Origin of the sequence: Halorubrum hochsteinianum, assembly GCF_023702125.1 — an archaeon.
Lineage (GTDB): Archaea > Halobacteriota > Halobacteria > Halobacteriales > Haloferacaceae > Halorubrum > Halorubrum hochsteinianum.
This window is the reverse complement of sequence record NZ_CP098415.1, coordinates 1,263,649-1,290,078: the sequence shown is the minus strand read 5'-3', so window position 1 is coordinate 1,290,078 and position 26,430 is coordinate 1,263,649. Positions and strand designations below refer to the sequence as shown.

Below are 26,430 nucleotides of genomic sequence, written 5' to 3'. Positions count from 1 at the left end.
GATGTCAAGCGGTGACGCGTCGCACGCCTATCGGCCCGCCGCGCGGGGTTTGCCAAGGCTTAGTGTGCGGGAGACCGACTCGACTGGTATGAGTTCGGTTCCCGAGCGGTCCGAGATCGACGCCGAGTACAAGTGGGACTTGGAGGGCATCTACGCCGACGACGAGGCGTGGGAGACGGCCCGCGAGACCGTCGCCGACCGGATCGACGAGCTCCGCGACTACGAGGGGCGCGCGACCGAGGACGCCGCGACCCTGCTCGAACTGCTCGAACTGCGCGAGGAGATCTTCCGCGAGCTCCAGCAGGTGACCACCTACGCCCGACTCCGCAGCGCCGAGGATACGCGGAATCAGGAGTATCAGGCGATGTCCGCGCGGGCGTCGTCGCTCGGCTCCGAGGCGTCGAGCGCGATCTCCTACCTCGAACCGGAGCTGCAGTCGCTGACGGAAGAGGACGTTGCGGCGTTCGTCGACGAGGAGCCGGCCCTCGCCGAGTACGACCACTACTTCGACGACGTGTTGCGAAAGAAGCCGCACACGCGGTCGAGCGAGGTCGAGGAGGTGCTCGCGGACCTGTCGGAGGTCACCGACGCGCCGAGCGAGATCTACTCGATGCTGACGAACGCCGACATGACCTACGGCGTCGTCGAGGACCCCGACGGCGAGGCGGTCGAGATCACGCAGGCGAACTTCACGAAGCTCCAGACGAACCCGGACCGCGAGTTCCGCGAGCGCGTCCACGAGACGTTCTACGACGAGTGGGCCGACGTCCGTAACACGGTCGGCACCTCGCTCGAAAAGGCCGTCCGCGAACACGTCGCGAGCGCCGAGATCCGCGACTACGACTCCGCGCGCGCCGCCGCGCTCGACGGCTCGAACGTCCCCGTCGAGGTGTACGACACCCTCGTCGACACCGTCGACGACAACCTCGACGTGCTCCACCGGCACGCCGACCTGAAGGCCGAGGCGCTCGGCGTCGATCAGTTACAGAGCCACGACCTCTACATGTCGCTGACGGGCGATCAGGGTCCCGACGTGGAGTACGAGCAGGCCCGCGAGTGGGTGATCGAGGCGGTCGCGCCGCTCGGCGACGCGTACCAGGAGCGCATGGCCGAGGGCCTCGACTCGCGGTGGGTCGACGTGTACGAGAACCGCGGGAAGCGCTCTGGCGCGTTCTCTTCGGGGACCTACGACACCCAGCCGTACATCATGATGAACTACCAGGACGACATCGCCTCGATGTACACCTTGGCCCACGAACTGGGTCACTCGATGCACTCGGAGCTGGCGGGCGACGCGCAGCCGTGGCACGACGCGAGCTACGAGATCTTCGTCGCGGAGATCGCCTCCACCGTCAACGAGACGCTGCTCACCCACCACCTGCTCGACACCGTCGAGGACGACGAGCTTCGGACCCACGTCCTCGACGAGTACCTCGAACGCTTCCGCTCGACGCTGTTCCGCCAGACGATGTTCGCGGCGTTCGAACAGCGGATCCACGAGCGCGTGGAGGCCGGCGACGCGCTCACGCCCGACGCCCTCGACGAGATCTACGCCGACCTGAAGGGCGACTACTACGCGCCGGCCGAGCTGACGGGCGGCATCGAGCGCGAGTGGCAGCGCATCCCGCACTTCTACTACGACTTCTACGTCTACCAGTACGCGACCGGCATCTCCGCCGCGGCCGCCATCGTCGAGCGCGTCTTGGACGAGGGCGAGTCCGCGGCCGCCGACTACCGCGAGATGCTGAAGGCCGGCGGCTCCGACTACCCGCTGGCGGTCGTCAAACTCGCCGGCATCGACATGGCCTCCCCGGACCCGATCGAGTCCGCGGTTGGGGTCTACGACGAGTACCTCGACGAAGTCGCGGCTCTGCTCGACCTGGAGTAACCGAGCTCCGCGGGACCGAGGGGCAGGTACTTCCGTCCGGCGGCGCGTCCCCGTCACGCATGGGAATCTTAGACGCGTTCGGCTCGCTGGCAAGTGCGCTGATCGCAGGCTTCGTGATGTTGGCGTTCGCGGTGTTGAGCCTGTTCGTCACCGTCTTCGTCGTGGACATCGCCGCGTCGATCGGCGGCCTCAACCCGGACGACGGGTTCGTCGTCCTCGGCGCGACGATCCTCGCCGCCGCGGCGATCGTCGCGGGCGGCACCGGGTTCGCGCTGCCGGAGGAGTCGTCCTGACGACGGCGGCGTGACCGGCGCAAAGCCTATCTTTCGCTCGGACGAACGCGCGTGCCGCAATGGACCGGCGGCTGCTCGCGGTTCCCGGCGTCTTCCTCCTGCTCTTCCTGATCGCGGACGTGGGCCTCTTGCGCTGGCAGGCGACGCTCCACGCCGGGCCGGGGCTCGACGGTCGACCGCCGACGCACGTCCGCGAATTGCCCGCGGCCTGCCGCGACGCCGCCGTCGCCCTCGCCGACGGCCGCACCGTCTCAGTTCGGGGGTTCCGCGTCGCTCCCGACTCGGTCGACCTCGCGTTCGAGCGCGCGTCGGTCACCGGTGAGTGGACGCTCGGGGACGCGAACTGCGCTGACCGCCTCTCCGGGCTCGACAACCTCCGCGTCGACGGGCGCTCGTACGGGGTCCTCGGCGAGTACTCGCAGGAGCGAGTGGACCGCACCCCGGCATTCGGGCTGGCGAGGCTCGGGACCGGGCTCGTCGGCGTCGGACTGCTCGCGGTCGGCCTCCTCGCGACCCTCCACGGGGAAGTCGAGTGACGGATCCGGCGGGGGCGTCCCGACCCCGATGGCTTTTCGTTCCGACCCCCGAACCCCTCACCATGGACGAACGCGTACGCGAGCACGCCGAGGTGCTCGTCGACTGGAGCGCGCGGGTCGAGGCCGGCGACGACGTCGTCGTGAGCGTCGCCGAGGACGCCCACGAGCTGGGCGTCGCGGTCGCCGCGGCGCTCGGCGAGCGGGGGGCGAACGTCACGACGCTGTACGGGTCGAGCGAGGTCTCGCGGGCCTACCTGAAGGGCGTCGAGGCGAGGGTCGAGGGCGAGGGGGACGACGCGGTCGACGCGGACGACTTCGACGCGGACCCGGGCGTCGAGCGCGCGGTGTTCGAGGCCGCCGACGCCTACCTCCGGATCGGCGGCGGGCGTAACGTCACCGCGACCGCGGACGTCGAGCGCCCGACGCGGCGGGCGTACGCGAAGGCGCGGCAGGGCGTCCGGGAGGCGCGGATGGACACCGACTGGGTGTCGACGGTCCACCCGACGCGGAGCCTCGCCCAGCAGGCGGGGATGGCCTACGAGGAGTACGCCGACTTCGTGTACGACGCCGTCCTCCGCGACTGGGAGTCGCTCGCCGACGAGATGGCGGAGATGAAGGAGATTCTCGACGACGGCGAGGGGGTCCGGATCGTCACCGAGCGCGACGACGCCCCGGACACCGACGTGACCATGTCGATCGCGGGCCGGACCGCGGTCAACTCCGCCGCCTCCGTCGCGTACGACTCCCACAACCTGCCCTCCGGCGAGGTGTTCACCGCGCCGTACGACACGGCGGGCGAGGTGTTCTTCGACGTGCCGATGACCATCGACGCGACGCGCGTGCGGAACGTTCACCTCACCTTCGAGGACGGCGAGGTCGTCGACTTCGCCGCGGAGGCGGGCGAGGACGCGCTCGCGAACGTCCTCGACACCGACCCCGGCGCGCGGCGGCTGGGCGAACTCGGGATCGGGATGAACCGCGGCATCGACCGGTTCACGGACTCGATCCTCTTCGACGAGAAGATGGGCGACACCGTCCACCTCGCGGTCGGTCGCGCCTACGACGCCTGTCTCCCCGAGGGGGAGTCCGGCAACGAGAGCGCGGTCCACGTCGACATGATCACCGACGTGAGCGCGGGCTCCCGGATGGCGGTCGACGGCGAGGTCGTCCAGCGGAACGGGACGTTCCGGTGGGAAGACGGGTTCGAGGCGGGGGACTGACGGCGCGGCGCGGTCAGTTCGTCGCCGTCTCGATGGCGGCCTCCAGGTCGGCGACGATGTCGGCCGGGTCCTCGATGCCGACCGACAGGCGCACCATGTCGTCGGTGACGCCCGCGGTCTCCTTCTCCTCGTCCGTCAACTGCTGGTGGGTCGTGGAGCTCGGGTGGATGATGAGCGTCTTCGCGTCGCCGACGTTCGCGAGCAGCGAGGCGAGGTCCGCCTCCTCGACGGTCGCCCGCGCGGCCTCGTAGCCGGCCTCCAGACCGAAGGTGAGCATCCCGCCGTAGCCGCCCTCCAGGTACTCGGTCGCCTCCTCGTGGGTCTCGTGGCTCTCCAGGCCGGGGTAGTTCACCCACGCGACCTCGTCGTGGCCTTCGAGGTACTCGGCGACGACCGCCGCGTTCTCGCAGTGGCGGTCCATCCGCAGCGGGAGCGACTCCGTCTGCTGGAGCGTGTTCCACGCGTCGAACGGCGACTGCTGGTCGCCCAGGTCGCGCAGGCCGCGGGTGACCGCCGCGAACGTGAACGCGGCGTCGCCGAACCGCTCGGCGAAGTTGATCCCGTGGTACGCGGGGTTGTCCTGTGCGATCTCCGGGTACTTCTCGGCGTGGTCGGCCCACGGGAACGAGCCGCCGTCGACGACGACGCCGCCGACGGTGGTGCCGTTGCCGGTGAGCCACTTGGTCGTCGACTCCCAGACGAGGTCCGCGCCGTGCTCCAGCGGCCGGCAGAGGTACGGCGTCGCGAACGTGTTGTCGACGAACAGCGGGACGCCGTGGTCGTGGGCGATTTCCGCGATCCGCTGGATGTCGGGCGTAACGAGGGCCGGGTTCCCGATCGTTTCGAGGTGGACGTAGGCGGTGTCCTCGTCGATGGCCTCGGCGTACCCCTCGTAGTCGAGCGGGTCGACGAACCGCGTCGAGACGCCGCGGCGCTCGACCGAGTGGGTGAGGTAGGTGTAGGTGCCGCCGTACAGCGCCGACGACGAGACGATGTTGTCGCCCGCGGACGCGAGCAGGAACGTCGTCACGTCGAGCGCGGCCATGCCCGAGGCGGTCGCGACCGCGCCGACGCCGCCCTCCAGCGAGGCGATCCGCTCTTCGAGCGCGGCGTTGGTCGGGTTCATCAGCCGCGAGTAGACGTTCCCCGCCTCCTCCAGGGCGAAGAGATCCGCCGCGTGGTCGGCGTCGTCGAACTGGTAGGCGGTCGTCTGGTAGATCGGCGTCGCGCGGGCACCGGTGGCCGGGTCCGGCTCCGAGCCGGCGTGAACGCTTCGCGTGCTGAACTTTCGGCCGTCGTCCCCGTCGTCTGCTGGCATGGGTACCCCTTCCGTCGCTGCGCAGTTAAAGCCGGCCGGCCTGTACCGGCGTTTCCGGTATCACGGATATCGCCGAACCGGTTCGGGCGGGCCGACGGGACCCCGAGGTCGCGTCGCCCCGGGGGATCGGCGGACGCGACGCGCCCCGGACCCTATCCCCCGACGCGACGCGCCCGCGGCCCGGTCTCGTGCCAACGGTTAACAGCGTCGGGCCGTAACCCCGCGTATGGGAACACAAGGTCCGCGCGGCGAGTCCGCCGAACTGGAGGAGCTGCTGGCCGAGATCCCCGACCGGGTCTGGCAGTACCTCGCGCTCGGCGTCGCCCTCCTCGTCGGCGTCGCCCTCCTCGGGCAGAGCCTCGCCTTCGGCGTCGCGGCGCTCGCGGTGCTTTTGGCGGCCGTCACGGTCGTCAGCGCCGTCGAGATCGTCGACGCCTACGACAAGGAGGCGCTCACCGTCTTCGGCGAGTACCGGAAGCTGCTCGAACCCGGCGTCCACCTCATCCCGCCGTTCGTCTCGCGGACGTACGCGTTCGACATGCGGACGCAGACGATCGACGTGCCGAGCCAGTCGGCGATCACCCGGGACAACTCCCCGGTGACCGCCGACGCGGTCGTCTACATCAAGGTGATGGACGCGAAGAAGGCGTTCTTGGAGGTCGACGACTACAAGAACGCTGTCTCGAACCTCGCGCAGACCACGCTGCGGGCCGTCATCGGCGACATGGAGCTCGACGACACGCTCTCGCAGCGGGAGCTGATCAACGACCGGATCAACGAGGAGTTGGACGAGCCGACCGACGAGTGGGGGATCCGCGTCGAGGCCGTCGAGGTCCGCGAGGTGAGCCCCTCCCAGGAGGTCCAGCGCGCGATGGAGCAGCAGACCGGCGCGGAGCGCCGCCGTCGGGCGATGATCCTCGAAGCGCAGGGGGAACGCCGCTCCGCGGTCGAGCAGGCGGAGGGTGACAAGCAGTCCAACATCATCCGCGCGCAGGGTGAAAAGCAGTCCCAGATCCTCGAAGCGCAGGGGGACGCGATCTCCACCGTCCTCCGCGCCCGCTCCGCCGAGTCGATGGGCGAGCGCGCCATCATCGAGCGCGGCATGGAGACCCTCGAAGAGATCGGCAAGGGCGAGTCCACGACCTTCGTCCTGCCGCAGGAACTCACCAGCCTCGTCGGGCGCTACGGCAAGGCGCTCTCCGGCTCCGACGTCCAGCAGATGGAGGGGTTAGAGGGCAAGGAGTTCGACGAGGAGACGGAGAAACTGCTCGGCTTGGAGGACATCGAGAGCGCGCTCGAACAGCTCGACACCGTGGCCGACAGCGACCTGCGGACCGACGAGACGCGGGACTCCGACGCGGCCCGCGACGTCGACCTCGCCCGCCAAGAGGACGGGGAACGGGAGGCCGACCGCGACATCGAACTGGAGACCGAAAGCGAGCGGCCGGGCGACTGATCGGGACGGCGCTACTGCGGTTCCGGACGGGAGAGCGGCGTGACCCGGTTCAGGGTCGCCAACGGTCGGGGTCGACCGCCCAGAGGAGGGCGACGGCGGCCGCGCCGCCGATCCCGCCGGTGACCAGCGACTGGGGGTCGGACGCGCCCGCCGCCAGCGCGGCGAGGAGCAGGACCGATCCCGCAAGGAGCGCGACGGTGTCCTCGGTGGTCGTCGCGCGGACCACCGGTGCCACGGCGCACCCGACGACCGCGCCGGTCGCGATCGAACCGGCCGCACCGGCGACGGCGGTGGCGAGCGCGTCCGACTCGGCGAGCGCCGGGAGGGTCGCCGCGGGAGCGTTGAGTACGCCGACGACGACCGCGAACGCCGCGAGACCGCCGAGGGCGGGCGCGAGGAGCGTCGCGCGCGCCGAGAGGTCGACACCCGCGAGCGCGGCGGCCCCGCCGACCAGAAGCACTCCTCCGACGGCGAAGAGGGCCGGCGCGACGAGGAAGGAGTACGGGGTCGGAGCGATGATCGACACGGCGTCGGCCGCCGGTTCGAGGGGAACGGTCGGCGCGAGGGAGACGGACGCCGCGAACGCGGCAAGGGCGACGGTGAGGAGGGCCGATCCGAGGAGTCGACTGCGGAGTGACATGGTCGGCCAGACGCGGCCCGACCACAAAACGATCGCGGGACCGAGGCGGGGCGACCGGGGCCGCGAACCGACCTCGCTCACACCGTGATTCCGGCGCGCCCGTCGCCGATGACGACGATCACCCGCTCCGGCGGACCGCGCTCGTCGGTGAGCCGCAACAGCAGCGTCTTGACGACCGGCTCGTCGGTCTCGATCTCGCCGCGGACGCCCCCCTGATCGATCGCGATCCGGAGGGAGTGGTCGCCGGTGCGGCTGATCCCGCCGAGCCGGAGCTTGACTTCCGGAACTGTGAGCTGCTGGGCGATCACGAGGACCGCGTCGCCGCCGTCGTCGACGAACTCGGTGCGGTCGACGAACTCGCGGGACTCGGTCGCGTCGGGCTTGAGCGCGCTTCCGGCGGTCGCGGCGGACCGGAACGAGGCCGCGTGCGTCAGCAGTTCCTCGGGTCGCGCGAGGACGCTCTGGCTGTCGACCATCGGGTTGCCGTCGACGTACCGGCTCCGCACGCCGAGGTCGCGGGGGGTGGAGGCGGCGACGTCGTGGAGGCGGTCGACGCACCCGGCGGTGGCGAGGGCGAGCGCGCCGGAGACCACCGCGCGTCGGTACATATGCCCGACTGCGACGCACCGAGGTAAAAATCCCGCCGTCACGGTGACGCGGACTGAGAATCGGGGCGCTACTCGTCTATCGCCGGTGCCGGGACGCCGTCGTCTCCAGCGTCGATCTCGAAGGCGCGCCGTAGCTCCGCGATCCGGTCGCGGATGTCGGCCGCCAGTTCGAACTCCAGGTTGCTCGCGGCCTCGTCCATTCGGTCTTCGAGCGCCTCGATCTGCGCTTTCGCCTCGTCTTCGCTCTCCACGTCGCCGACGCTGACCGACGAGGTGTCCGTCTTCGACCCCGGGAGGTTCGTCTCGCTGACCGGCTTGTCGATGGTGGTCGCCTCGTACCCGTGCTCCTCGTTGTATTCGAGCTGAATTTCGCGGCGGCGCTGGGTCTCCTCGATAGCGGCCTCCATCGAGTCGGTGGTCTCGTCGGCGTAGAGGACCACCTCGCCGTTGACGTTGCGGGCGGCCCGCCCCATCGTCTGGACGAGGGTGGTGGTCGAGCGGAGGAACCCCTCCTGGTCGGCGTCGAGGATGGCGACGAGGCTCACCTCCGGGATGTCAAGCCCCTCGCGCAGGAGGTTGATGCCGACGAGCACGTCGATGTTCCCCAGACGGAGGTCGCGGATGATCTCGTGGCGTTCGAGGGTGTCCGTCTCGTCGTGCATGTACGCCACGTCGACGCCGGCCTCCTCTAAGTACTCCGTGAGGTCCTCGGCCATCCGCTTGGTGAGCGTGGTGACGAGGACGCGCTCGTCGCGCTCGATGCGGTCGTCGACGCGGTCGAGGAGGTCGTCGACCTGTCCCGTCGCGCCCGTCACCTCCACCTTCGGGTCGACGAGGTGCGTCGGGCGGACGATCTGCTCGACGATCCGGTCGGAGGTCTCGCGCTCGTAGTCGCCCGGGGTCGCGGAGACGTAGAGGGTGCGGTCCGTCTTCTCCTCGAACTCCTCGAACGTCAGGGGGCGGTTGTCGTAGGCGGTCGGGAGCCGGAACCCGTTCTCAACGAGCGAGTCCTTCCGCGACTTGTCGCCCTCGTACTGGCCTTTGATCTGCGGGATCGTCTGGTGGGACTCGTCGACGACGGTGAGGAAGTCGTCGGGGAAGTAGTCGAGGAGGGTGTACGGCGCGTCGCCCGACTCGCGGTCGTCCATGTGGACCGAGTAGTTCTCGATCCCCGAGCAGTAGCCCGCCTCCCGCAGCATCTCCAGGTCGAAGGTGGTGCGCTCCTCGATGCGCTGGGCGGCCACGAGGTCGCCCTGCCGCTCGAAGTAGCTCACGCGCTTCTCCATCAGGTCCTCGATCTCCGCGATCGCCTGTTCGAGCTTGTCGTCCGGGATCGAGTAGTGCTCCGCCGGGTGGAGCATGACGGCGGGCTCCTCCGAGACGACCTCGCCGTGCATCGGGTCGACCTTCAGTATCCGGTCGATCTCCTCGCCCCACAGTTCCACGCGCACCGCGTACCGCCCGTACATCGGGTAGATCTCGACGGTGTCGCCGCGGACGCGGAAGGTCCCCTGCGTGAAGTCCACGTCGTTGCGCTCGTAGTTCAGGTCGACGAGCCGGGTGAGAAGCTCCTCGCGGCCCACCTCCTCGCCGACTTCGAGCCGGAGCGCCATGTCGCGGTAGTTCCCCGGGTCGCCGAGCCCGTAGATGGCCGAGACGGAGGCCACGACGATCACGTCGTCGCGGGTGAGGAGCGACCGCGTCGCGGAGTGGCGGAGGCGGTCGATCTCCTCGTTTATCGACATCTCCTTGTCGATGAACGTGTCCGTCTGCTCGACGTACGCCTCCGGCTGGTAGTAGTCGTAGTAGGAGACGAAGTACTCCACCGCGTTGTCCGGGAACAGCTCGCGGAACTCCTCGTACAGCTGGGCCGCGAGCGTCTTGTTGTGGGCCAAGACGAGGGTGGGCTGGTCGAGCTCTTCCGCGACCCACGAGACGGTGTTCGTCTTCCCGGAGCCGGTGACGCCGAGCAGCGTCTGTTTGTCCGCGCCCGACTCGAACCCCTCGACGAGCTGCCTGATCGCCTCGGGCTGGTCGCCCGCGGGCTCGAACGGGGCGTCGACGCGGAGGGGGCGGTCGACGGTCGGGCGGTCCTCCGAGAGGGGGGAGTCGGCGTCGCTCACGATACGCGTCGTTGGGCGGCGAGGCACTTGAGCGGCGCGGCGCGCGCGCAGTTCATCGGTGACTCCGCCGGTCAGTCGCGTTCCGTCTCCCGCCGTCGCCGGTGGTCGACGAGGATCGCAATGGAGCCGAGGAGCGCTAGCGTCGTTCCGACGACGCCGAAGTCATGGTACGAGTTCGCAAGATCCGCGATCGGCAGCATCATCGCCAGCGTGAACGCGGACCCGAGCAGACAGATCACCGTCGCCCGCGGGTCGGGATCGTAGTAGTCGCCGAGGCGGGAGCGGAGGGCGTTCGTCATACCGGCCCCTCTCGCGACGCGGAGGTATAGTTTTGGGCCGACTGGAGCCTCGCGGGCCGGATCGCTCCGTGTCGACTCCCTTGCGGGGAGAAGACTGACAACCGGTCGACTGGAAGACCGACCATGTCCCTCCTCACGCCCGCCGTTGGGTTCGGTGCGGCCCTCGTGTTGTTCGTCTGGGCCGCGATGGGTGCGTGGGTGAACTTCGACGCGCGCGCTCGCGGCAGCCACCACCCCGCGATCTGGGGCGTGTTCGCACCGCTTTCGGGGGTCGTACTGATCTACTACCTGCTGTGGTGGCGTCGCGGGCGGTCACGCGAGTGGCCGCCGGGACGAGCGGAGCGAGCCACCGCGGTCGTCGTCCTCGCCGGCCTCGGCGGGCTGGCCGTCGGGAGCCTCGTCTCACCGCCCGATCCGACCTCACAGCTGACCACGTGGCCGGTCGCGTTCGCCGGCTGTCTCCCCGTCGCGTACTGGGCGGTGAGACGAGGCGTGTGAGCCGGCGGGTTCCGCGCGTCAGCGCTCGCGGACAGCTTCCGTTTCGGCCGCACCGTCGCTCTCGTCCAGAAGGTGGTCGCGCGCGGTCGATCGGTCCTCCGTTTCGAGGAGTCGCTCGACTCGCCGCTCGAACTCGTCTTCGGTCAGTTCACCGCGTGCGTAGCGGTCTCGAAGCGACTCCAGCGGGTCCGGTTCGTCGTCGGTCACGGCCTCGTCTTCCTCGTCGTCGATCCGATCGGCGAGGACGAACGACACCGCGATGGTACCGACGATGAGTCCGGTGAGGACCGCGCCGGAGACGGTTCCGGACAGGAGGAGGGCACCGACGATGGGGACGGCGATAGCGAGCGAGAGGAGGGCTGCTCCCGTTCCGTTGTCCATGCGTACGGACGGAGCAGCGAGGACGAAAACGTTTCCCCCCGTCCCCGCGACGCTCTCCGTATGCGCATCGCCGTCCCCAACAAGGGCCGCCTACACGAGCCGACGCTCTCCCTTTTAGAGCGCGCCGGACTCCACGTCGAGGAGACCGCCGACCGACAGCTGTACGCCGACACCGTCGACGAGGACGTGACGGTGCTGTTCGCGCGGGCGGCGGACATCCCCGAGTACGTCCGCGACGGCGCGGCCGACCTCGGCGTCACCGGCCTCGATCAGGCCGCCGAGTCGGGCGGCGTCGTCGACGAGGCGGGCGCGGCCGCAGAGGGGGACCTCGTCGACCTGCTCGATCTGGGGTACGGCTCCTGTCGGCTCGTCCTCGCAGCGCCGGAGGACGGCGAGGTCTCGTCGGTCGAGGACCTGGTCGGCAAGACGGTCGCGACCGAGTTCCCGAACGTCACCCGCGGGTACCTCGACCGCGTGGGCGTCGACGCCGACGTGGTCACCGTGACGGGCGCGACGGAGCTGACCCCGCACGTCGACATGGCCGACGCCATCGTCGACATCACCTCGACGGGGACGACGCTGAAGGTGAACCGACTGGCCGTGATCGACGATGTGCTCGACTCCTCGGTGCGGCTGTTCGCGCGCCCGGACGTGGTCGACGACCCGAAGGTCGAGCAGGTGCTGACCGCCTTCGAGTCCGTCCTCGCCGCCGACGGCCGCCGCTACCTCATGATGAACGCGCCGAAGGCGCGGCTCGACGAGGTGAAGGACGTGATCCCCGGGCTCGGCGGCCCGACCGTGATGAACGTCGAGGCGGACGCGGACGGCAACGGGATGGTCGCGGTCCACGCGGTCGTCGACGAGCGCGACGTGTTCGAGACCATCTCGGAGCTGCGGTCCGTCGGCGCGACGGGCATCCTCGTCACCGAGATCGAGCGGCTCGTGGAGTGAGTACGCGCGGCTTCCTCACCCTTCGTCGCCGTCGCCCTCGATCAGCCGCTCCTTCTCGGCGCGCGACAGCGACTTGACCGCGTACTCCCGCGACATCGCCGCCGACTTCGAGTCGAACGACTCAACGTGCCGCAGCGTGACGGGGGTCCGGCCGCGGGTGTACTTCGCGCCTTCCCCGGCGTCGTGTTCGGCGACCCGACGCTCCACGTCGGTCGTGTAGCCGGTGTAGAGGGTGCCGTCGGCGCACTCGATCACGTAGACGTGGTGCTCGGCCACGGCCGGTCGTGGGAGCGCGAGGGCAAAGTGCGTGCGGATGCGGCCGGGCCGCGCGTGCGGATTGTAGCCGTGCGCTCGGACGTGTCCGAACCGTCGGAGAGACGGCGCTGCCGCTCTCCGTGCGCTCGGTCTCCGATCGGCGTTTCGCCGGTCAGTCCCCGGTTCGAGTCCGCTCGCGAGACACCTCTGCGATGCCCGCGTTGGCGGAGCACTTCGGGCACGCGTTCAGGTCGCCGTGCTCGTCCGCGAAGACGCGAGCGAAGCGGTCCGAGACGTGCGACCCGCAGTGGTCACAGCGTGGCATGTGATACCGACGTTTGTCGGTGAGATCGTTACGGACTGGACGAACAAATACCCTTTCTCGGCCCCGTCGGATTCCGGTATTCGCGCGTTTAATGTGATCCGGTATCGGCAGCCTCCGGGGAGGCGATCGAAGCCGTCACCGGGGTCGTCGGCCGCCGGGAACGGGGTCGCTCACGGGGCGCGCGCCGCGTCGACGGCGCGGGCGATCAGGCCGGCCTGCGCGCCGGCGACGAACCCGGCGTCGACGTTGACGGTCGTGAGCACGGAACACGACTGGAGCGCGCCCTCCAGCGCCGCGACCCCCTCGCCGCCGACCCCGTAGCCGGTCGAGACCGGGAGGGCGATCACGGGGGCGTCGACGAGACCGGCGACGACCGTCGGGAGCGCCCCCTCGCGGCCCGCCGCGACGACGACGGCGTCGGCCTCGCGGATCCGGTCGACCTGATCGAGGATTCGGTCGAGGTTGGCGACGCCGACGTCGTCGACCCGGTCGACCGTCGCGCCGACCTCGCGGGCGACGACTGCCGCCTCGCCGGCGACGGGCGCGTCGGCGGTGCCGGCGGCCACGACCGCGACCGTCGCGTCGAGCGACGGCGGCTCGAAGCCGGCGGCGTGCGCGACGACGGTGCCGGTCCGGTGGTCGCGGTCGACCGTCGCGTCCGCGTCGCCGTCCGCGGTCGACCCCGCCGAGCCGCCGACCGCGGACGCGACGGCCGCCGCGGTCGCCTCGTCCGCGCGGGTCACCAGCGCCCGGCCGGTGGTGTCGAGCGCGGTCGTCGCCAGCGCGGCGACCTCCGCCGGCGTCTTCCCCTCCGCGAGGATCGCCTCCGGGATCCCGCGCCGTCGCTCGCGGGCGGCGTCGAACCGCCCCGCGTCCGTGGTCGCGTAGCCCGCGAGCCGCGACTCCGCCTCCTTGACGCCGATCTCGCCCGCTTCGAGCGCCGCTAACGTCTCTCGCATGAGCGACCGTGGGGGACGGGCCCGGTCGAACCTGTCGGTTCGGCGTTTCCGTCGCTTGGTCGCCCTCTGTCGGGCGCGAGCCGCACACGCGAGTCGGTCGGACGGGGTTCGGGACCGATTCTGACCGGGTTCGAGTCGGGTTCGCGTCGGTGCGGAGACACGAATCTCACAAGATTTATAAGAGATTGTACTCGCGACCCCCCGCGAACCGGCGGCACGGCGTCCCTCGCGGTCGAATTCAGGAACTCTTATTAACCATCACCGGGTAGGCCAGACCGCATGGCAGACCTTATTGTCAAAGCGGCCGTCAAGGAAGCCCTGGACGACAAGAACGTCGCTTCGGACTTCTACGACGCGCTGGACGACGAAGTGGACGAGCTGCTCGAAGACGCCGCGCGCCGCGCCGAGGCCAACGACCGGAAGACGGTCCAGCCTCGCGACCTCTAAGACGGACGCGTTTCCGTTCTTCATTTTTTGGCGACCGCCGACCGGCGAGCGACGCGTCCGTCGGGCGGGCGTCAAGCGGCGGTCAGCGCCTCGCGACCCGGACGCCGGACTCGGTCCCGACGTGGACCTCGTCCGCGAGCCCGACGAAGAGCCCGTGTTCGACGACGCCCGGCGTCGTCGAGAGGGTCGTCGCCAGCGCGGACGGGTCGTCGATCGCGCCGAAGGAGGCGTCGAACACGAGGTTCCCGTTGTCCGTGACGACCGGGCCGTCCTTCCGTTCCGCGCGGCGCAGGGTCGGCTCGCCCCCGGCCGCCCGCACCGCCTCGGCGACCGCGGAGCGACCGGCGGGGAGGACCTCCACCGGCACGGACCGGTCGAGGACCGGCGTCTCCTTCGAGGGGTCGGCGACGACGAGGAAGCGGTCGGCCGCCGCGTCGACCAACTTTTCCCGGGCGTGTGCGGCCCCACCGCCCTTTATCAGCGGGCCGACGGCCGGGCCGTCGCCGCGACCGACCGCGACTTGGTCGGCACCGTCGATCGCGACGTCGATCCCCGGCCCGTCGGGACCGACCGCCTCGGGCAGGTCGAGACAGGGGACGCCGGCGTCGCGGGCCAGTTCGCGGCTCGCGAAGGAGGTGGGGACACCGCGCGCGTCGAGGCCGGCGTCAACCCGGTCGCCGATCCGACGGATCGCGTGGGCCGCGGTCGACCCGGTCCCGAGCCCGACCACGTCGCCGTCGCTCACCGCCTCGGCCGCCGACTCGCCGGCGCGCCGCTTCATCGCGTCGCTCCCGCCGCTCGTCTTCATGCGACGAGGTGCGGGCGGAGCCGTTGAAAAGGCGTCGGCGCGCCGGGGAGGGTTCCGCCGCGCCCGTTCGCGTCACTCCAGCCGGTCCAAGACGGCCTCCGCGTCGTACGCGAGGGAGAGTTCGCGGGAGCGGCCGCGCCCCTCCACGTCGGCGTACTCGGCGTCGATCACGCCGAGCTGGTCGAGCTTGTTGATGATCTCCGAGTAGCGGGTGTACCCCAGCCCGGTCGCGTCGTTGAACGCGTCGTACACCGCCCCGGCGCGCTCGCCGTCGTGTTCGGCGAGCACCCGGACGAGGTCGCGCTCGGAATCGGAGAGCCCGCGTAGCGACCGCGAGAGGTGGACGTGCTTCGACTTGTCGTACGCCTCTTCGACGTCCGCCTCGGAGATCGTCTTGGAGGCGCGCATCTCGGCGTTGAGCCCGGCCCGCCGCAGGAGGTCGATGCCGACGCGGAGGTCGCCGCTCTCGGCCGTGAGGTCGGCGACGCGCTCCAGTTCGGCGTCGCCGATCACCCCCTCGTGGAAGCCGCGCTTGGCGCGCTCCGCGAGGATGTCGTAGATCTCGGTCGCGTCGTAGACGGGGAAGTACACCTCCTCCGGGCGGAAGACGGACTGGACCCGCGTGTCGAGGTCGTCGATCACGTCGAGGCCGAGGTCGGAGGAGACGACGATCACGCCGATCTTCGCGCCGGAGTGCGCCTCGTGGGCGCGCAGCAGCGAGTAGAGCGTGTCGGAGGCCTCGTTCTCGTAGAAGAGGTAGTTCACGTCGTCTAGGGCGACGACCAAGACCTCGTCCTCCTCGACGAGCCGGTCGGTGATCTGGCCGAACAGCTTCTTGAAGGAGATGCCCGAGGAGGGGGGTTCGTACTCGAATATCCCCTCGAACAGCCGGGAGAACACCGCGTAGCGCGTCGAGTCGACCTGACAGTTGACCCGGACCGTCCGCACCTCGGTGCGCGCGCCCAGCTCGCCGAACAGCTTCTGGACCGCCGTGGTCTTGCCGGTCCCGGGCGGGCCGCGGACCATCGTGTTGAGCGGGCGGGATCCGCGGACCGCGGGGCGGAGCGCGTACTTGAGGTTCTCCAGCTGGCTCTCGCGGTGGCGGAAGGTCTCGGGGACGTGGTCGATCTCGAACACCGACTCGTCGCGGAACACGGACTCGTCCCACGAGAGCATGTCTCCGGCGTCCCCGGTCATGCGAGTACCACGAGAGGCCGCGCACTTAACCGTTGCCCGGAGCCGAGGCGAAACTGAAACTTGTCGCACGAGCGCCCGATGGGGTCGATTCCGGCGATCGGTCGTTCACTCTCGGTCCGCCGCGATCTCGGTCGCGTTCCGCCGGACCTCGCCCGGGTCCCCTCGATGTAACACCAACACGTACCGCGTCAGCGACCGGTGGACGCGGCGCTCGAACGCGGCGTCGACGGTCCAGCCCGCCTCGCGGGCGGGACCGCGCCAGTCGCGGTCGGCGACCAGCACCGCGCGCGGCGCGACGCGGGCGGCCTCGGCGAGCGCGCCCGCGACGAGGTCCGCCAGCTCGTGGCGCGCGATCTTCGACTGCCGGCCGTAGGGGGCGTCGAACGCGACCCCGTCGACGGCGTCGTCCGGGAGCGGGAGCGCGGTCGCGTCGCCGCGGGCGACGTGCCAGTCCGGCGGTCCGGCGGCGGGGTCGCCCACGTACTCCCGGAGGTTCTCGCGCGCGCCGCGGACCATCTTCGCCTGCGCGTCGCAGGCGACCGCGTCCGCGCCGACGAGGCCGGCCTCCAGGGGGAGCCCCCCGGTGCCGCACATCGGGTCGAGCAGGGTCCGGCCGGGGGCCGCGCCCGCGAGGTTGGCGTAGGCGCGGGCGTCCGCCGGAGCCATGCTCCCCGGCTGGAAGAACGGGCGGTCCGTGGGATCGGGCGCGAAGTCGCGGGTCGCCTCGGCGGCGACCCAGCCGAGCGCGCAGACGTCGGCGTCGCCGCCGTCGGCCCCGGTCACCGCGTCGTGGTCGGCGCGCGGGCCGGCGGAAAAGAGGGCGCGGAGGACGTGGTCGGGGTCGTCGAGGTCGACGTCGAACCCGCGGTCGACGAGGACGCCGCCGAGCGCGCGCTCCGCGGCCGCCGTCGAGACGCCGGCGGTGCCCCGGACGTTCCGGGCGCGGACCGCGACGCTCCCCGACCGGTCGATCGACGCCGCGCGGAGCGCGGCGACCGCGGCGTCGAGGTCGGCGTCGGTCCGGGCGAGCGTCTCGTGTGCGGCGCGGGTGTACGCGAGTCGGCGGACCCGAGAGGGGTCGATCCCGCCGGCGCGCGCGATCCCCGGCGCGACGAGGTCGACGGCGGTCGCGGCGGTCGCGGCCTCGCGGGCGGCGAAGGCGTCGGTCTCGCCGGCGAGTTCGAGCCAGTACACGCCGACGGCTCCGCGCGGCGAGGGGAATAGCGTGGCGGTTCCGACCAGCCACCTTTTTACGGCGTTCGGGCGAGAAAGGATGTAATGACGGCCGATCCGAAGGAGACGATCACCGTAGAGAACGTCGTTGCCTCCACGGGGATCGGACAGGAGCTCGATCTCCAGAGCGTCGCGATGGACCTCGAAGGCGCGGACTACGACCCCGAGCAGTTCCCCGGCCTCGTCTACCGCACCGCGGACCCGAAGTCGGCGGCCCTGATCTTCCGGTCGGGGAAGATCGTCTGCACCGGCGCGAACTCGATCGAGGCGGTCCACGGGAGCCTCGACATCGTGTTCGAGGAGCTGCGCGCCCTCCAGATCCCGATCGAGGACCCGGAGATAACCGTCCAGAACATCGTCACGTCGGCCGACCTCGGGAAGAGCCTGAACCTGAACGCGATCGCGATCGGCCTCGGGTTGGAACACATCGAGTACGAGCCGGAGCAGTTCCCCGGCCTCGTCTACCGGCTCGACGAGCCGGAGGTCGTCGCCCTCCTGTTCGGCAGCGGCAAAGTGGTCGTCACGGGCGGCACCAGCCCGGCCGACGCCGAGGCCGCCGTCGACGTGATCGTCGAGGAGCTGAACGGACTGGGACTGTTGGACTGACGGCGGTCCCGAGACGACGACGCCGGCGGGATAGACGCCGGGACGCGGCGGACCGGAAACGGCGGCACCGCGGCCGCGTTCCGCGGCCACTTTTACCCCTCGTCCCGTAGACCGACCATGCTCTTACAGACGGTGACGCCGGTGTCCGTGCTCGGGACGACCGTCCTGTTGGCGCTGTTCCTCTCCGTGACGGCGCACGTCGCGGCCCGGAACGTCCTCGGCGACGTCGACCCGCGCCGCGCCCTCTACGTCGGCCCGCTCCCGGCGGTGATCAGCGTCGTCGGGAACGCGTTCGAACTCCCCGCGGCGCTCATCCTCCTCGCGGGGCTCCTCGTCGACGGGACGATGTTCTGGTGGAGCTACGAGGAGCCGCGGCGGGTCGTGGCCGGGATGACGCTCATCCACGCCGTGGTCACGACGCTGCTCGCCGGCGTCCTGATTCTGGTCTCCGTCCTGCTCGCGTCGATGCCGGGGTGAACTCGCCCGTGTCGACGCTCGCTCGCCGGACTCACGGCGACGGCGGCGGCCCGTCGTACGCGTCGTGGTCCTGGTAGAAGTTGAGCATCGCGAACTTCAGCTTCTCGGGGTCGACGTCGAGCAGCTCCTCGCGCTCCTCCGGCGGGAACGCGGAGCGGACCGAGTACTTCCCCATGTCGGCGGTCGTGTAGCGGCGGTCCGCGAGGATGCGGACCCCGAAGTCCTCGGGCCCGCGGATCACCCGGCCGAGCGCCTGCCGGGTCTTGCGTATCGTCGGGATCTCGACCGCGTACGTCCACCCCGGGTCGCGGGCGCGGTCGCGGTCGGCGAACGCCCGGTCGTAGGCGTCCTGGACCGCCTCGGTGCGGTCCGAGAGGTGCGGGTACGGGACGCCGACCACGACGACCGTGCGGGCGTCGTCGCCGTCGAAGCTCACCCCCTCGCCGAGCGTCCCCCACAGCGAGGTGAACAGCGCGGCGTCGTCGGCGGCGACGAACTCGCTGCGGAGCCGCTCCTCGTCCTCGCCGGGACCGTCGAGGTGGATCGGGCCGAGGTCGGCGGGGCCGTCGGCGTCGTTCCGCGGTCCGGCACCGCTCCTACCGCCCCCGTCGCTCGCACCGGTCAGGCGTTCGTGGTAGCGCTCCGCCTCCGCGTACGACGGGAAGAAGGCGAGCGTGTTGCCGGGCGTGAAGCGGATCGCGTCGCGGAGCAGCGACGCCACCGCCTCCTGCGTCTCCGGGTCGTTGCGGTCGGAGGCGAAGAGCGGCGGGACGTCGGCGGCGAACGTCCGGCGGTTCGCCTCGGGGTAGCCCATTTCGTAGGCCATCGACGCGACATCCTCCAACCCGAGCACGTCCTCGGTCACGTCGAACGGGCGCAGCGTCGCGCTCATCAGGACCGAGGCCGCCACCTCGTCGAACAGCTCGCTGGTGACGTTCCGCGGGATACAGGTGTACAGCTCCGCCCGGCCGTACACCTCGTCGGTGCCGGCGTCGCGGCGGACCGAGACCACCGGGTACTGCCCGAACTCGGTGCCGTCCTCGATCCACGTCGCGACGAACCGGGCGGCCGCGAGCGTCTGCGACTCCGACCGGGTCGTCGCCTCCCCGTCGCGGTAGCGGCGCTCGTACTCCTCGTCTATCGCCTGCCCGAGCTGTACGGCGAGTTCGGTCTCCGTGTCGATTCCCCTCCCCTCGTAGTTGCGGAGGAACGCGAGCGTGAGGTCGTCGCGGCGGTCGTCGTTTGCGATCGACACGTCCTCCCAGCTCTCGGTGACCGACTCGGGGCCGCCGAAGCCGAGCCCGTCCTCGTACGTCTCGACGAGGGCGTCGCGGAAGGCGCGGAGGACGTTCCCGGCCGGCTCCGCCCGGGAGTCGTCGCTGTCGGCCACCTCGTCGAGCGCGGCGTCGAGGGTGTTCTCGGTGAGCGTCCGGGTGGCGTGGTCGCGGGCGGCGTCCTCGATGTTGTGCGCCTCGTCGAACACGGTGACGATCTCCGAGGGGTCGCGGTCGATCCAGCGGAAGAACTGCTCGCGGATGTTCGGGTCGAGCAGGTGGTGGTAGTTACAGACGACCAGGTCGACGCCCTCCATCCCCTCCTTCAACAGCTCGTAGCCGCACAGCTCGCGCTCGTCGGCGTACGCGTACACGTCCTCGGGGGTCCGGACGTCCTCGAAGAGCCACCCGAAGAACTCCTCCGTGTCGCGGGTGAGGTTGTTGCGGTAGTGCTCGCAGACGTTCGCGGCCTCGTACTCGTCGACCTCGGCCTCCAGCTCGTCTAACTCCTCCATGATCGCCTCGCGGGCCTCGGCGGCGCTCGCGTCGCCCTCGCGGCTCTCGGCGAGCAGCTCGCGCTGGCGCGACTCCAGTTCGCGCACCTCGCTCTCGGTCTCGACCATCTCCCGGGTCGTGTCCCGGAGTGTCTGACACTCCTGGTAGTCGACGTCGATGTGGCACATCGACGACTTCCCCTTGAAGACGACCGCGCGGATGGGTTCCTCGCGGGTGATGGCGCGGGCGTCCTCGACGAACTGCCGCATCTGCTGGTGGACGTTGGTCGTGATGACGACCGTCCGGTCGTGCTCGCGGGCGTGTTCGAGCGCGGGCACGAGCGCGGAGAGGGTCTTCCCCGTCCCGGGCGCGCCCTCGAACAGCACGTCCTGCCCCCGGTCTAACGCGTTGGCGACCCTGTCCATCGCCTCGCGCTGGTTCGGGTACGGCTCCTCGTAGGGGAAGAACCGGAGATGCGACGACTCTGACACGGGGTGGGGTTCGGCGTCACCGGGCAAAAGCGGTCGGGTGGCGGGGCGGAAGTGGTCCGCGTCGCCGATGCGCGGCTCGCCGCCCCGCGCTCCGCGGCGCACCCGCCAATTTAACAGCGCACGGCGAGCATCGGGAGACGAATGTTCGACGAGATCCTCGAGAAGTTCGAGGGGTCACCGAGCCAACAGGCCGTCATCCGACTGTTCTTGGAGCGCGGGTTCTCGGTCAACGAGGAGGGGCGCGTCGTCTCCGGCGGGATCGAGATCCCCTACACCGGCATCGCGCGCGAACTCGACGTGGACCGGCGCGTGGTGGACTCGACGACCGACGCGATCTTGGCCGACCCGGAGCTGAAGCGCATCTTCACCAACATCTCGTCGATCCCGAGCCTGATGGACCTCGCGCCGGTCTTGGATCTCACGGTCCTCACCATCGAGGTCGCCGCCGCCGACGAGGCCGGGATCGTCGCCGAGGTCACCTCGATCCTGGGCGACCGCGGCGTCTCGATCCGGCAGGTGTTGAGCGAGGACCCCGAGTTCACCGACGACCCGAAGCTGTACGTGATCACCGACGCGGAGCTGCCGGGCGACCTGCTCGTGGAGATCCGCGACCTCGATTACGTCCGCCGCGTCGGCTTCTGAGCGGGCGACGACCAGTTTCACCGCCCGGCGGATCCGCTCGCCCCGACGAGCGCTTTCGAGAGATTCCGAGCCGCGAGCGAGCGGGAGCGACGCCGCCGTTTCACTTTCACAAAGGTGTAAACCAGTCTTTATACCCGATGGCGAACAAGGGTCGAGTACATGCCCGAAGACGAACTCGAGGACCTCCCCGGCGTCGGCCCGGCGACCGCGGACAAGCTCATTGACAACGGATTCGAGAGCTACCAGTCGATCGCGGTCGCCAGCCCCGGCGAGATGTCGAACACCGCCGACATCGGCGAGTCGTCCGCGAGCGACATCATCAACGCCGCCCGCGAGGCCGCCGACGTCGGCGGCTTCGAGACCGGCGCGAGCGTACTGGAGCGGCGACAGGAGATCGGCAAGCTCTCCTGGCAGATCGACGAGGTCGACGACCTCCTCGGCGGGGGCATCGAGACCCAGTCGATCACGGAAGTGTACGGCGAGTTCGGCTCCGGCAAGTCGCAGGTCACCCACCAGATGGCCGTCAACGTCCAGCTGGAGCCGGAGAACGGCGGCCTCGACGGCGGCTGTATCTTCGTCGACTCCGAGGACACGTTCCGCCCCGAACGGATCGACGACATGGTCCGCGGGCTCGACGACGAGATCCTCGCCGACGAGATGGAGCGCCGCGAGATCGAGGGCACGCCCTCGGACGAGGAGGCGCTCGAAGAGCTGGTCGAGGCCTTCCTCGACCAGATCCACGTCGCGAAGGCGTTCAACTCCAACCACCAGATCCTCCTCGCCGAGAAGGCGAAGGAGCTGGCCGGCGAACACGAGGAGACGGAGTGGCCGATCCGGATCGTCTGCGTCGACTCGCTCACCGCGCACTTCCGCGCGGAGTACGTCGGCCGGGGCGAGCTCGCGGAGCGACAGCAGAAGCTCAACAAGCACCTCCACGACCTGATGCGGCTCGGCGACCTGTACAACACCGCCATCCTCGTCACCAACCAGGTCGCGTCGAACCCGGACTCCTACTTCGGCGACCCGACGCAGGCGATCGGCGGCAACATCTTGGGCCACGCCTCCACGTTCCGGATCTACCTCCGGAAGTCGAAGGGCGACAAGCGGATCGTCCGGCTCGTGGACGCGCCGAACCTCGCCGACGGCGAGGCCGTGATGCGCGTCCAGAACGAGGGGCTGAAGCCGGAGTAACCGCCCGTTCGGCGGCCGTCGCCGACGGAAACAGCCCCGCGTCGCTGTCGCTTCGTCGGGGGGAGCGGGCGAGGCGGTCGGTCGGCCATGAAACGGGTTGACGAACGTCAATTTCTCACGAGGCGTCCCGAAACGCCCGAATTCGCCGCTACCGAGCCGTATGACGGCGAACCGCGAGACGACGGAGTGGCAATACTCGCCAGAATCGGCCGCGCACGCCCTCGAAGCCGCCCTCGACGGCGGATCGCGCCAAAAAGGATAGAAATTTCACACAACGGGCGTCGAGTTCGAGCGCAGCAATTGCCACGAAACACCCGAGAAAACGTCCTTATATTCCATTGCCACGTCATTATATCGGACGCCCTCCGTATTATCAAGCGTTTTTGTTGTGAAACTCAACTCGAACGTTTATGTATGGCCGTTCCCCGCAACCGAAACGTGATTCAACGCATGAACACGACTGAAATGCGGTTCGAGCCGAACGAGCGTTCAGTAGAGGTGACCGAGGCGTGACGGGTGCGGTGCTCGCCTCGATCGATCCGAGCGTCCTCGCCGAGGGCGTGAACCTGATGTGGGTCGCGGTGGTCTGTTTCCTCATCTTCTTCATGCACGCCGGCTTCGCGATGCTCGAAGCGGGCCAGGTGCGCGCGAAGAACGTCGCAAACCAGCTCACGAAGAACCTGCTGACGTGGAGCGTCGGCGTGCTGGTCTACTTCCTCGTCGGGTTCGGCGTCGAGGGGCTCTCCGCCGGCGGCGGCTTCTCCGCGGCGTCCGCGCTCGGCGACGGCGGCTGGGTGAACAGCTGGCTGTTCGGTGCCGTCTTCGCGATGACGGCCGCGACCATCGTCTCCGGCGCGGTCGCCGGGCGGGCGAAGCTCCGCGCGTACGTGGCGTACACGATCGCCATCTCGGCGGTCATCTACCCCGTTGTCGCGGGCATCACCTGGGGCGGCGGCTTCCTCGGCGGTGGCGGCCTCGGATTCACCGACTTCGCGGGCGGGATGATCGTCCACGGGATGGGCGGCATCGCGGGCCTCACGGCGGCGTACGTGCTCGGGCCGCGGATGGACCGCTACGCCGAGGACGGCTCTTCGAACGTCATCCCCGGTCACTCGATGACGTTCGCGGTGCTCGGCACGCTCATCCTCGCGTTCGGCTGGTACGGGTTCAACGTCGGCACGACCGCGACGGTGTTCACTGTCGACGGCGGCGAACTCGTCTTGGACGGCTACGCGTCGGTCGGCCGCGTCTCGCTCGGCACGACGCTCGGCATGGCCGCGGGCGGCGTCGGTGCCGCGCTCGCGTCGGTCGCGCTCTCGAAGAAGGTCGACACGCTGTACGTCGCGAACGGGCTGCTCGCCGGGCTGGTCGGCGTGACCGGCATCGCGAACCTCGCCACATGGTGGGGTGCGATCGCCGTCGGCCTGCTCTGTGGCCTCCAGCTCCCGCTGGTCTTCGAGTTCGTCTCGGACACGATGAAGATCGACGACGTCTGCGCGGTGTTCCCGGTCCACGGCTCCGCCGGGGTCCTCGGCGTGCTCGCGCTGCCGTTCGTCAGTATCAACGGCTTCTCCGTCGAGGTGCTGGTCTCGCAGGTGACCGGCGTGGTCGTCATCGGGGCGTGGACCGTGATCGCGACGGCGGTCGTCTTCGGCGCGTTCAAGGCCGCCGGACAGGCCCGCGTCACCCCGGAACACGAGCGCGACGGCCTCGACGTCAGCGAGCACGGCGTCGAGACGTACCCCGAGTTCGGCAAGCCCTCGGTCACCACCGACGGGGGTCGCGTGGTCGGCGCGGACGCGGACGACGGCTCCCCGCGCGCCGACGGCGGCGAGGAGGACGGCGCGGAGATCAAGATGGTCACCGCGGTCGTCCGCCCCGACAAACTCGGGGACATCAAGCAGGCGCTCGCGGAGATCAACGCGCCCTCGCTCACGGTGACGAACGTCTCCGGCCGCGGCAGCCAGCCCGCGAAGAAGGGCCAGTGGCGCGGCGAGGAGTTCACCGTCGACCTCCACCAGAAGGTGAAGATCGACGTCGTCGTCGCCGACATCCCGGCCGACGAGGTCGCGGAGGCGATCGCCGACGCCGCCGAGACCGGCGAACCCGGAGACGGCAAGGTGTTCGTCCTGCCGGTCGAGGACGCGCTTCAGGTCCGCACGGGCGCGACCGGACCGGAAGCGGTGTAGGCGGCGCGCGCGCGAACTGACGGTCAACGTTTTCTCTCGGACCGGCCGCGTCGGGGCCGGTTCGGCAACTACTTTCAGCCCGCCGACCCAACCGATCGGCATGAACCACGAGCGCTCGCGCGGACTGTACGACCGCGCGCTGTCGGTGATGCCGGGCGGCGTCAACTCCTCGGTCCGGGCGAACATGCCGCACCCGTTCTTCATCGAGCGGGGCGACGGCGGCCACGTGATCGACGCCGACGGCAACCGCTACGTCGACTGGGTGATGGGATACGGGCCGCTGCTGTACGGCCACGACCTCCCGGACCCGGTCGAGGCCGCGGTCCAGTCGCACGTCGCGGAGGGGCCGATGTACGGCGCGCCGACGGAGATCGAGGTCGAGCACGCCGAGTTCGTGGCGCGACACGTCCCGAGCGTCGAGTCGATCCGCTTCGTCAACTCGGGGACTGAGGCGACCGTCTCGGCCGTGCGCCTCGCGCGCGGTCACACCGATCGCGACAAGATCGTCGTGATGCAGGGCGGCTACCACGGCGCACAGGAGTCGACGCTGGTGGAGGGGTCGCCCGGGGACGCGCACCCGTCGACCGCGGGGATCCCCGAGGAGTTCGCGCAGCACACCCTCCCGATCCCGTTCAACGACCCGCAGGCGGCCAAGGAGGTGTTCGCCGAGCACGGCGACGACATCGCGGCCGTCCTCGTCGAACCGATCTTGGCCAACATGGGGATCGTCGCGCCGGTCGACGGCTACCACGAGACGCTGCGGGACCTCTGTGACGACCACGGCTCGCTTCTGATCTTCGACGAGGTGATCACCGGGTTCCGCGTCGGCGGGCTGGGCTGCGCGCAGTCGAAGTTCGGCGTGACGCCGGACGTGACGACGTTCGGAAAGATCATCGGCGGCGGCTTCCCGGTGGGGGCGATCGGCGGGAAGGCGGAGATAATCGAGGGATTCACGCCCGCGGGCGAGGTGTTCCAGTCGGGCACGTTCTCCGGCCACCCCGTGACGATGGCCGCGGGGAAGGCGACGCTGGAGTACGCCGCCGAGAACGACGTGTACGAGCACGTCAACCGGCTCGGCCGGAAGCTCCGCGAGGGGATCTCGGAGATCTGCGCCGAGCGCGCCCCGGAGTACACCGTCGTCGGCACCGACTCGATGTTCAAGACGGTGTTCACCCGGGACGCGCCCGACGAGCCGGACGCCTGCTGTGCGGGCGGCTGTCGACAGGACCCCGACTGCGCCCGCTACGACGCGTGTCCGAAGACCGGCGCGGACGTGGCCGCGGCCGCGACCGACCGCTGGGAGCGCGTGTTCTGGCAGGAGATGAAAGACCGGGGCGTGTTCCTCACCGCCAACCAGTTCGAGTGCCAGTTCACGTCGTACGCCCACACCGAGGAGGACATCGAGCGGACGCTGGAGGCGTACCGCGAGGCGATCTGAACGGCCGGAAACCGCCCGGAGCGCTCCGAGCGGCAAGTGTTGCGGGCGACCGTCGGTGCGGAATATTTTTATACGGAAACGCGGGTATCTACACGTAGTGACCGCAGTGGCTCGTCTCGACGCCGGCCTCTTCCGAGACCGACGAGCCCTGCGACCGCGACGAGACGTCCGACCGCCGCGACCGGCCTCCGG

Annotated in this window: 27 protein-coding genes; 14 read left to right on the top strand and 13 right to left on the bottom strand. The window is 70.0% G+C overall.

Features of this window, described 5'->3' with window-relative positions:
- The first annotated feature begins 88 nt into the window (after positions 1-88).
- The 4 genes from pepF to NAF06_RS06335 all read left to right on the top strand — a co-directional run bounded on the left by pepF (position 89) and on the right by NAF06_RS06335 (position 3,937).
- Positions 89-1,888: an oligoendopeptidase F gene (gene pepF, locus NAF06_RS06350; protein ID WP_008585253.1), complete on the top strand. Its 1,800-nt coding sequence runs from the start codon at positions 89-91 to the stop codon at positions 1,886-1,888.
- A gap of 59 nt (positions 1,889-1,947) precedes the next feature.
- The gene (locus NAF06_RS06345) at positions 1,948-2,181 is read left to right on the top strand and encodes a hypothetical protein (protein WP_008585255.1); all 234 of its coding nucleotides are present in this window, start codon (positions 1,948-1,950) and stop codon (positions 2,179-2,181) included.
- Positions 2,182-2,240: 59 nt separating this feature from the next.
- A complete protein-coding gene (locus NAF06_RS06340; RefSeq protein ID WP_008585258.1) occupies positions 2,241-2,717 on the top strand; it encodes a hypothetical protein in 477 nt (158 codons plus the stop codon).
- A gap of 62 nt (positions 2,718-2,779) precedes the next feature.
- Positions 2,780-3,937, top strand: a complete 1,158-nt coding sequence (locus NAF06_RS06335) for an aminopeptidase (protein ID WP_008585260.1) — start codon at positions 2,780-2,782, stop codon at positions 3,935-3,937.
- A 13-nt stretch (positions 3,938-3,950) separates the two neighbouring features.
- Here the strand turns inward: NAF06_RS06335 and NAF06_RS06330 are convergent, their stop codons facing one another.
- Entirely contained in the window at positions 3,951-5,255 is a 1,305-nt protein-coding gene (locus tag NAF06_RS06330) for an O-acetylhomoserine aminocarboxypropyltransferase/cysteine synthase family protein (RefSeq protein WP_008585263.1), read from the bottom strand.
- 226 nt (positions 5,256-5,481) lie between these two features.
- Here NAF06_RS06330 and NAF06_RS06325 point away from each other — a divergent pair, with 226 nt between their 5' ends.
- On the top strand, positions 5,482-6,711 hold the full coding sequence (locus NAF06_RS06325; RefSeq protein WP_251106194.1) for an SPFH domain-containing protein: 1,230 nt from the start codon (positions 5,482-5,484) through the stop codon (positions 6,709-6,711).
- A 49-nt stretch (positions 6,712-6,760) separates the two neighbouring features.
- On the opposite strand, the gene NAF06_RS06320 is transcribed toward NAF06_RS06325, so the two are convergent.
- From NAF06_RS06320 to NAF06_RS06305, 4 genes are all read right to left on the bottom strand, one after another.
- Positions 6,761-7,351 carry a hypothetical protein gene (locus NAF06_RS06320; RefSeq protein WP_008585266.1) on the bottom strand — a complete coding sequence of 197 codons (591 nt, stop codon included), beginning with the start codon at positions 7,349-7,351 and terminating at the stop codon, positions 6,761-6,763.
- A 77-nt stretch (positions 7,352-7,428) separates the two neighbouring features.
- Positions 7,429-7,959 (bottom strand): hypothetical protein, encoded by a 531-nt coding sequence (locus tag NAF06_RS06315; protein ID WP_008585269.1) that lies wholly within the window; start codon positions 7,957-7,959, stop codon positions 7,429-7,431.
- Positions 7,960-8,027: 68 nt separating this feature from the next.
- Positions 8,028-10,082: an excinuclease ABC subunit UvrB gene (gene uvrB, locus NAF06_RS06310; RefSeq protein ID WP_008585270.1), complete on the bottom strand. Its 2,055-nt coding sequence runs from the start codon at positions 10,080-10,082 to the stop codon at positions 8,028-8,030.
- Positions 10,083-10,153: 71 nt separating this feature from the next.
- Positions 10,154-10,381, bottom strand: a complete 228-nt coding sequence (locus NAF06_RS06305) for a hypothetical protein (RefSeq protein WP_008585272.1) — start codon at positions 10,379-10,381, stop codon at positions 10,154-10,156.
- Between the two features lie 123 nt (positions 10,382-10,504).
- On the opposite strand from NAF06_RS06305, the gene NAF06_RS06300 reads away from it, so the two are divergent.
- Positions 10,505-10,879, top strand: coding sequence for a hypothetical protein (locus NAF06_RS06300; RefSeq protein ID WP_008585274.1), 375 nt, complete (start codon positions 10,505-10,507; stop codon positions 10,877-10,879).
- An 18-nt stretch (positions 10,880-10,897) separates the two neighbouring features.
- Here NAF06_RS06300 and NAF06_RS06295 read toward each other — a convergent pair whose 3' ends face one another.
- Positions 10,898-11,260 carry an SHOCT domain-containing protein gene (locus NAF06_RS06295; protein WP_008585275.1) on the bottom strand — a complete coding sequence of 121 codons (363 nt, stop codon included), beginning with the start codon at positions 11,258-11,260 and terminating at the stop codon, positions 10,898-10,900.
- A gap of 60 nt (positions 11,261-11,320) precedes the next feature.
- Between NAF06_RS06295 and hisG the strand changes: the two genes are divergently transcribed.
- Positions 11,321-12,211, top strand: coding sequence for an ATP phosphoribosyltransferase (gene hisG, locus NAF06_RS06290; RefSeq protein WP_008585276.1), 891 nt, complete (start codon positions 11,321-11,323; stop codon positions 12,209-12,211).
- Between the two features lie 15 nt (positions 12,212-12,226).
- On the opposite strand, the gene NAF06_RS06285 is transcribed toward hisG, so the two are convergent.
- From NAF06_RS06285 to larB, 3 genes are all read right to left on the bottom strand, one after another.
- Positions 12,227-12,487: a GIY-YIG nuclease family protein gene (locus NAF06_RS06285; RefSeq protein ID WP_008585277.1), complete on the bottom strand. Its 261-nt coding sequence runs from the start codon at positions 12,485-12,487 to the stop codon at positions 12,227-12,229.
- 151 nt (positions 12,488-12,638) lie between these two features.
- Complete coding sequence (locus NAF06_RS06280) at positions 12,639-12,791, bottom strand: DUF7563 family protein (RefSeq protein ID WP_004599353.1); 153 nt, start codon at positions 12,789-12,791, stop codon at positions 12,639-12,641.
- A gap of 170 nt (positions 12,792-12,961) precedes the next feature.
- On the bottom strand, positions 12,962-13,750 hold the full coding sequence (gene larB / locus NAF06_RS06275) for a nickel pincer cofactor biosynthesis protein LarB (RefSeq protein ID WP_008585278.1): 789 nt from the start codon (positions 13,748-13,750) through the stop codon (positions 12,962-12,964).
- A gap of 279 nt (positions 13,751-14,029) precedes the next feature.
- On the opposite strand from larB, the gene NAF06_RS06270 reads away from it, so the two are divergent.
- On the top strand, positions 14,030-14,197 hold the full coding sequence (locus NAF06_RS06270; RefSeq protein ID WP_004047560.1) for a DUF1931 family protein: 168 nt from the start codon (positions 14,030-14,032) through the stop codon (positions 14,195-14,197).
- Positions 14,198-14,279: 82 nt separating this feature from the next.
- On the opposite strand, the gene rpiA is transcribed toward NAF06_RS06270, so the two are convergent.
- The 3 genes from rpiA to NAF06_RS06255 all read right to left on the bottom strand — a co-directional run bounded on the left by rpiA (position 14,280) and on the right by NAF06_RS06255 (position 17,396).
- Positions 14,280-15,005 carry a ribose-5-phosphate isomerase RpiA gene (gene rpiA, locus NAF06_RS06265; RefSeq protein WP_008585279.1) on the bottom strand — a complete coding sequence of 242 codons (726 nt, stop codon included), beginning with the start codon at positions 15,003-15,005 and terminating at the stop codon, positions 14,280-14,282.
- 72 nt (positions 15,006-15,077) lie between these two features.
- Positions 15,078-16,202: an ORC1-type DNA replication protein gene (locus NAF06_RS06260; protein WP_008585280.1), complete on the bottom strand. Its 1,125-nt coding sequence runs from the start codon at positions 16,200-16,202 to the stop codon at positions 15,078-15,080.
- Positions 16,203-16,307: 105 nt separating this feature from the next.
- Positions 16,308-17,396, bottom strand: a complete 1,089-nt coding sequence (locus tag NAF06_RS06255; protein ID WP_008585281.1) for a methyltransferase domain-containing protein — start codon at positions 17,394-17,396, stop codon at positions 16,308-16,310.
- 84 nt (positions 17,397-17,480) lie between these two features.
- On the opposite strand from NAF06_RS06255, the gene NAF06_RS06250 reads away from it, so the two are divergent.
- Together NAF06_RS06250 and NAF06_RS06245 are read left to right on the top strand one after the other, a co-directional pair.
- Positions 17,481-18,041, top strand: coding sequence for a TATA-box-binding protein (locus NAF06_RS06250; RefSeq protein ID WP_008585282.1), 561 nt, complete (start codon positions 17,481-17,483; stop codon positions 18,039-18,041).
- 117 nt (positions 18,042-18,158) lie between these two features.
- Complete coding sequence (locus NAF06_RS06245) at positions 18,159-18,518, top strand: DUF7473 family protein (RefSeq protein WP_008585283.1); 360 nt, start codon at positions 18,159-18,161, stop codon at positions 18,516-18,518.
- Between the two features lie 31 nt (positions 18,519-18,549).
- Here NAF06_RS06245 and NAF06_RS06240 read toward each other — a convergent pair whose 3' ends face one another.
- Positions 18,550-20,778 (bottom strand): ATP-dependent DNA helicase, encoded by a 2,229-nt coding sequence (locus NAF06_RS06240; RefSeq protein ID WP_008585284.1) that lies wholly within the window; start codon positions 20,776-20,778, stop codon positions 18,550-18,552.
- Positions 20,779-20,919: 141 nt separating this feature from the next.
- Here NAF06_RS06240 and trpY point away from each other — a divergent pair, with 141 nt between their 5' ends.
- The 4 genes from trpY (at position 20,920) to hemL (ending at position 26,238) form a co-directional block, all read left to right on the top strand.
- Positions 20,920-21,420, top strand: coding sequence for a TrpY family transcription regulator (gene trpY, locus NAF06_RS06235; RefSeq protein WP_008585285.1), 501 nt, complete (start codon positions 20,920-20,922; stop codon positions 21,418-21,420).
- Positions 21,421-21,579: 159 nt separating this feature from the next.
- Entirely contained in the window at positions 21,580-22,611 is a 1,032-nt protein-coding gene (gene radA / locus NAF06_RS06230) for a DNA repair and recombination protein RadA (RefSeq protein ID WP_008585286.1), read from the top strand.
- Positions 22,612-23,120: 509 nt separating this feature from the next.
- Positions 23,121-24,800: an ammonium transporter gene (locus NAF06_RS06225; RefSeq protein ID WP_008585287.1), complete on the top strand. Its 1,680-nt coding sequence runs from the start codon at positions 23,121-23,123 to the stop codon at positions 24,798-24,800.
- A 100-nt stretch (positions 24,801-24,900) separates the two neighbouring features.
- On the top strand, positions 24,901-26,238 hold the full coding sequence (gene hemL / locus NAF06_RS06220; protein WP_008585288.1) for a glutamate-1-semialdehyde 2,1-aminomutase: 1,338 nt from the start codon (positions 24,901-24,903) through the stop codon (positions 26,236-26,238).
- Positions 26,239-26,430: the final 192 nt, after the last annotated feature.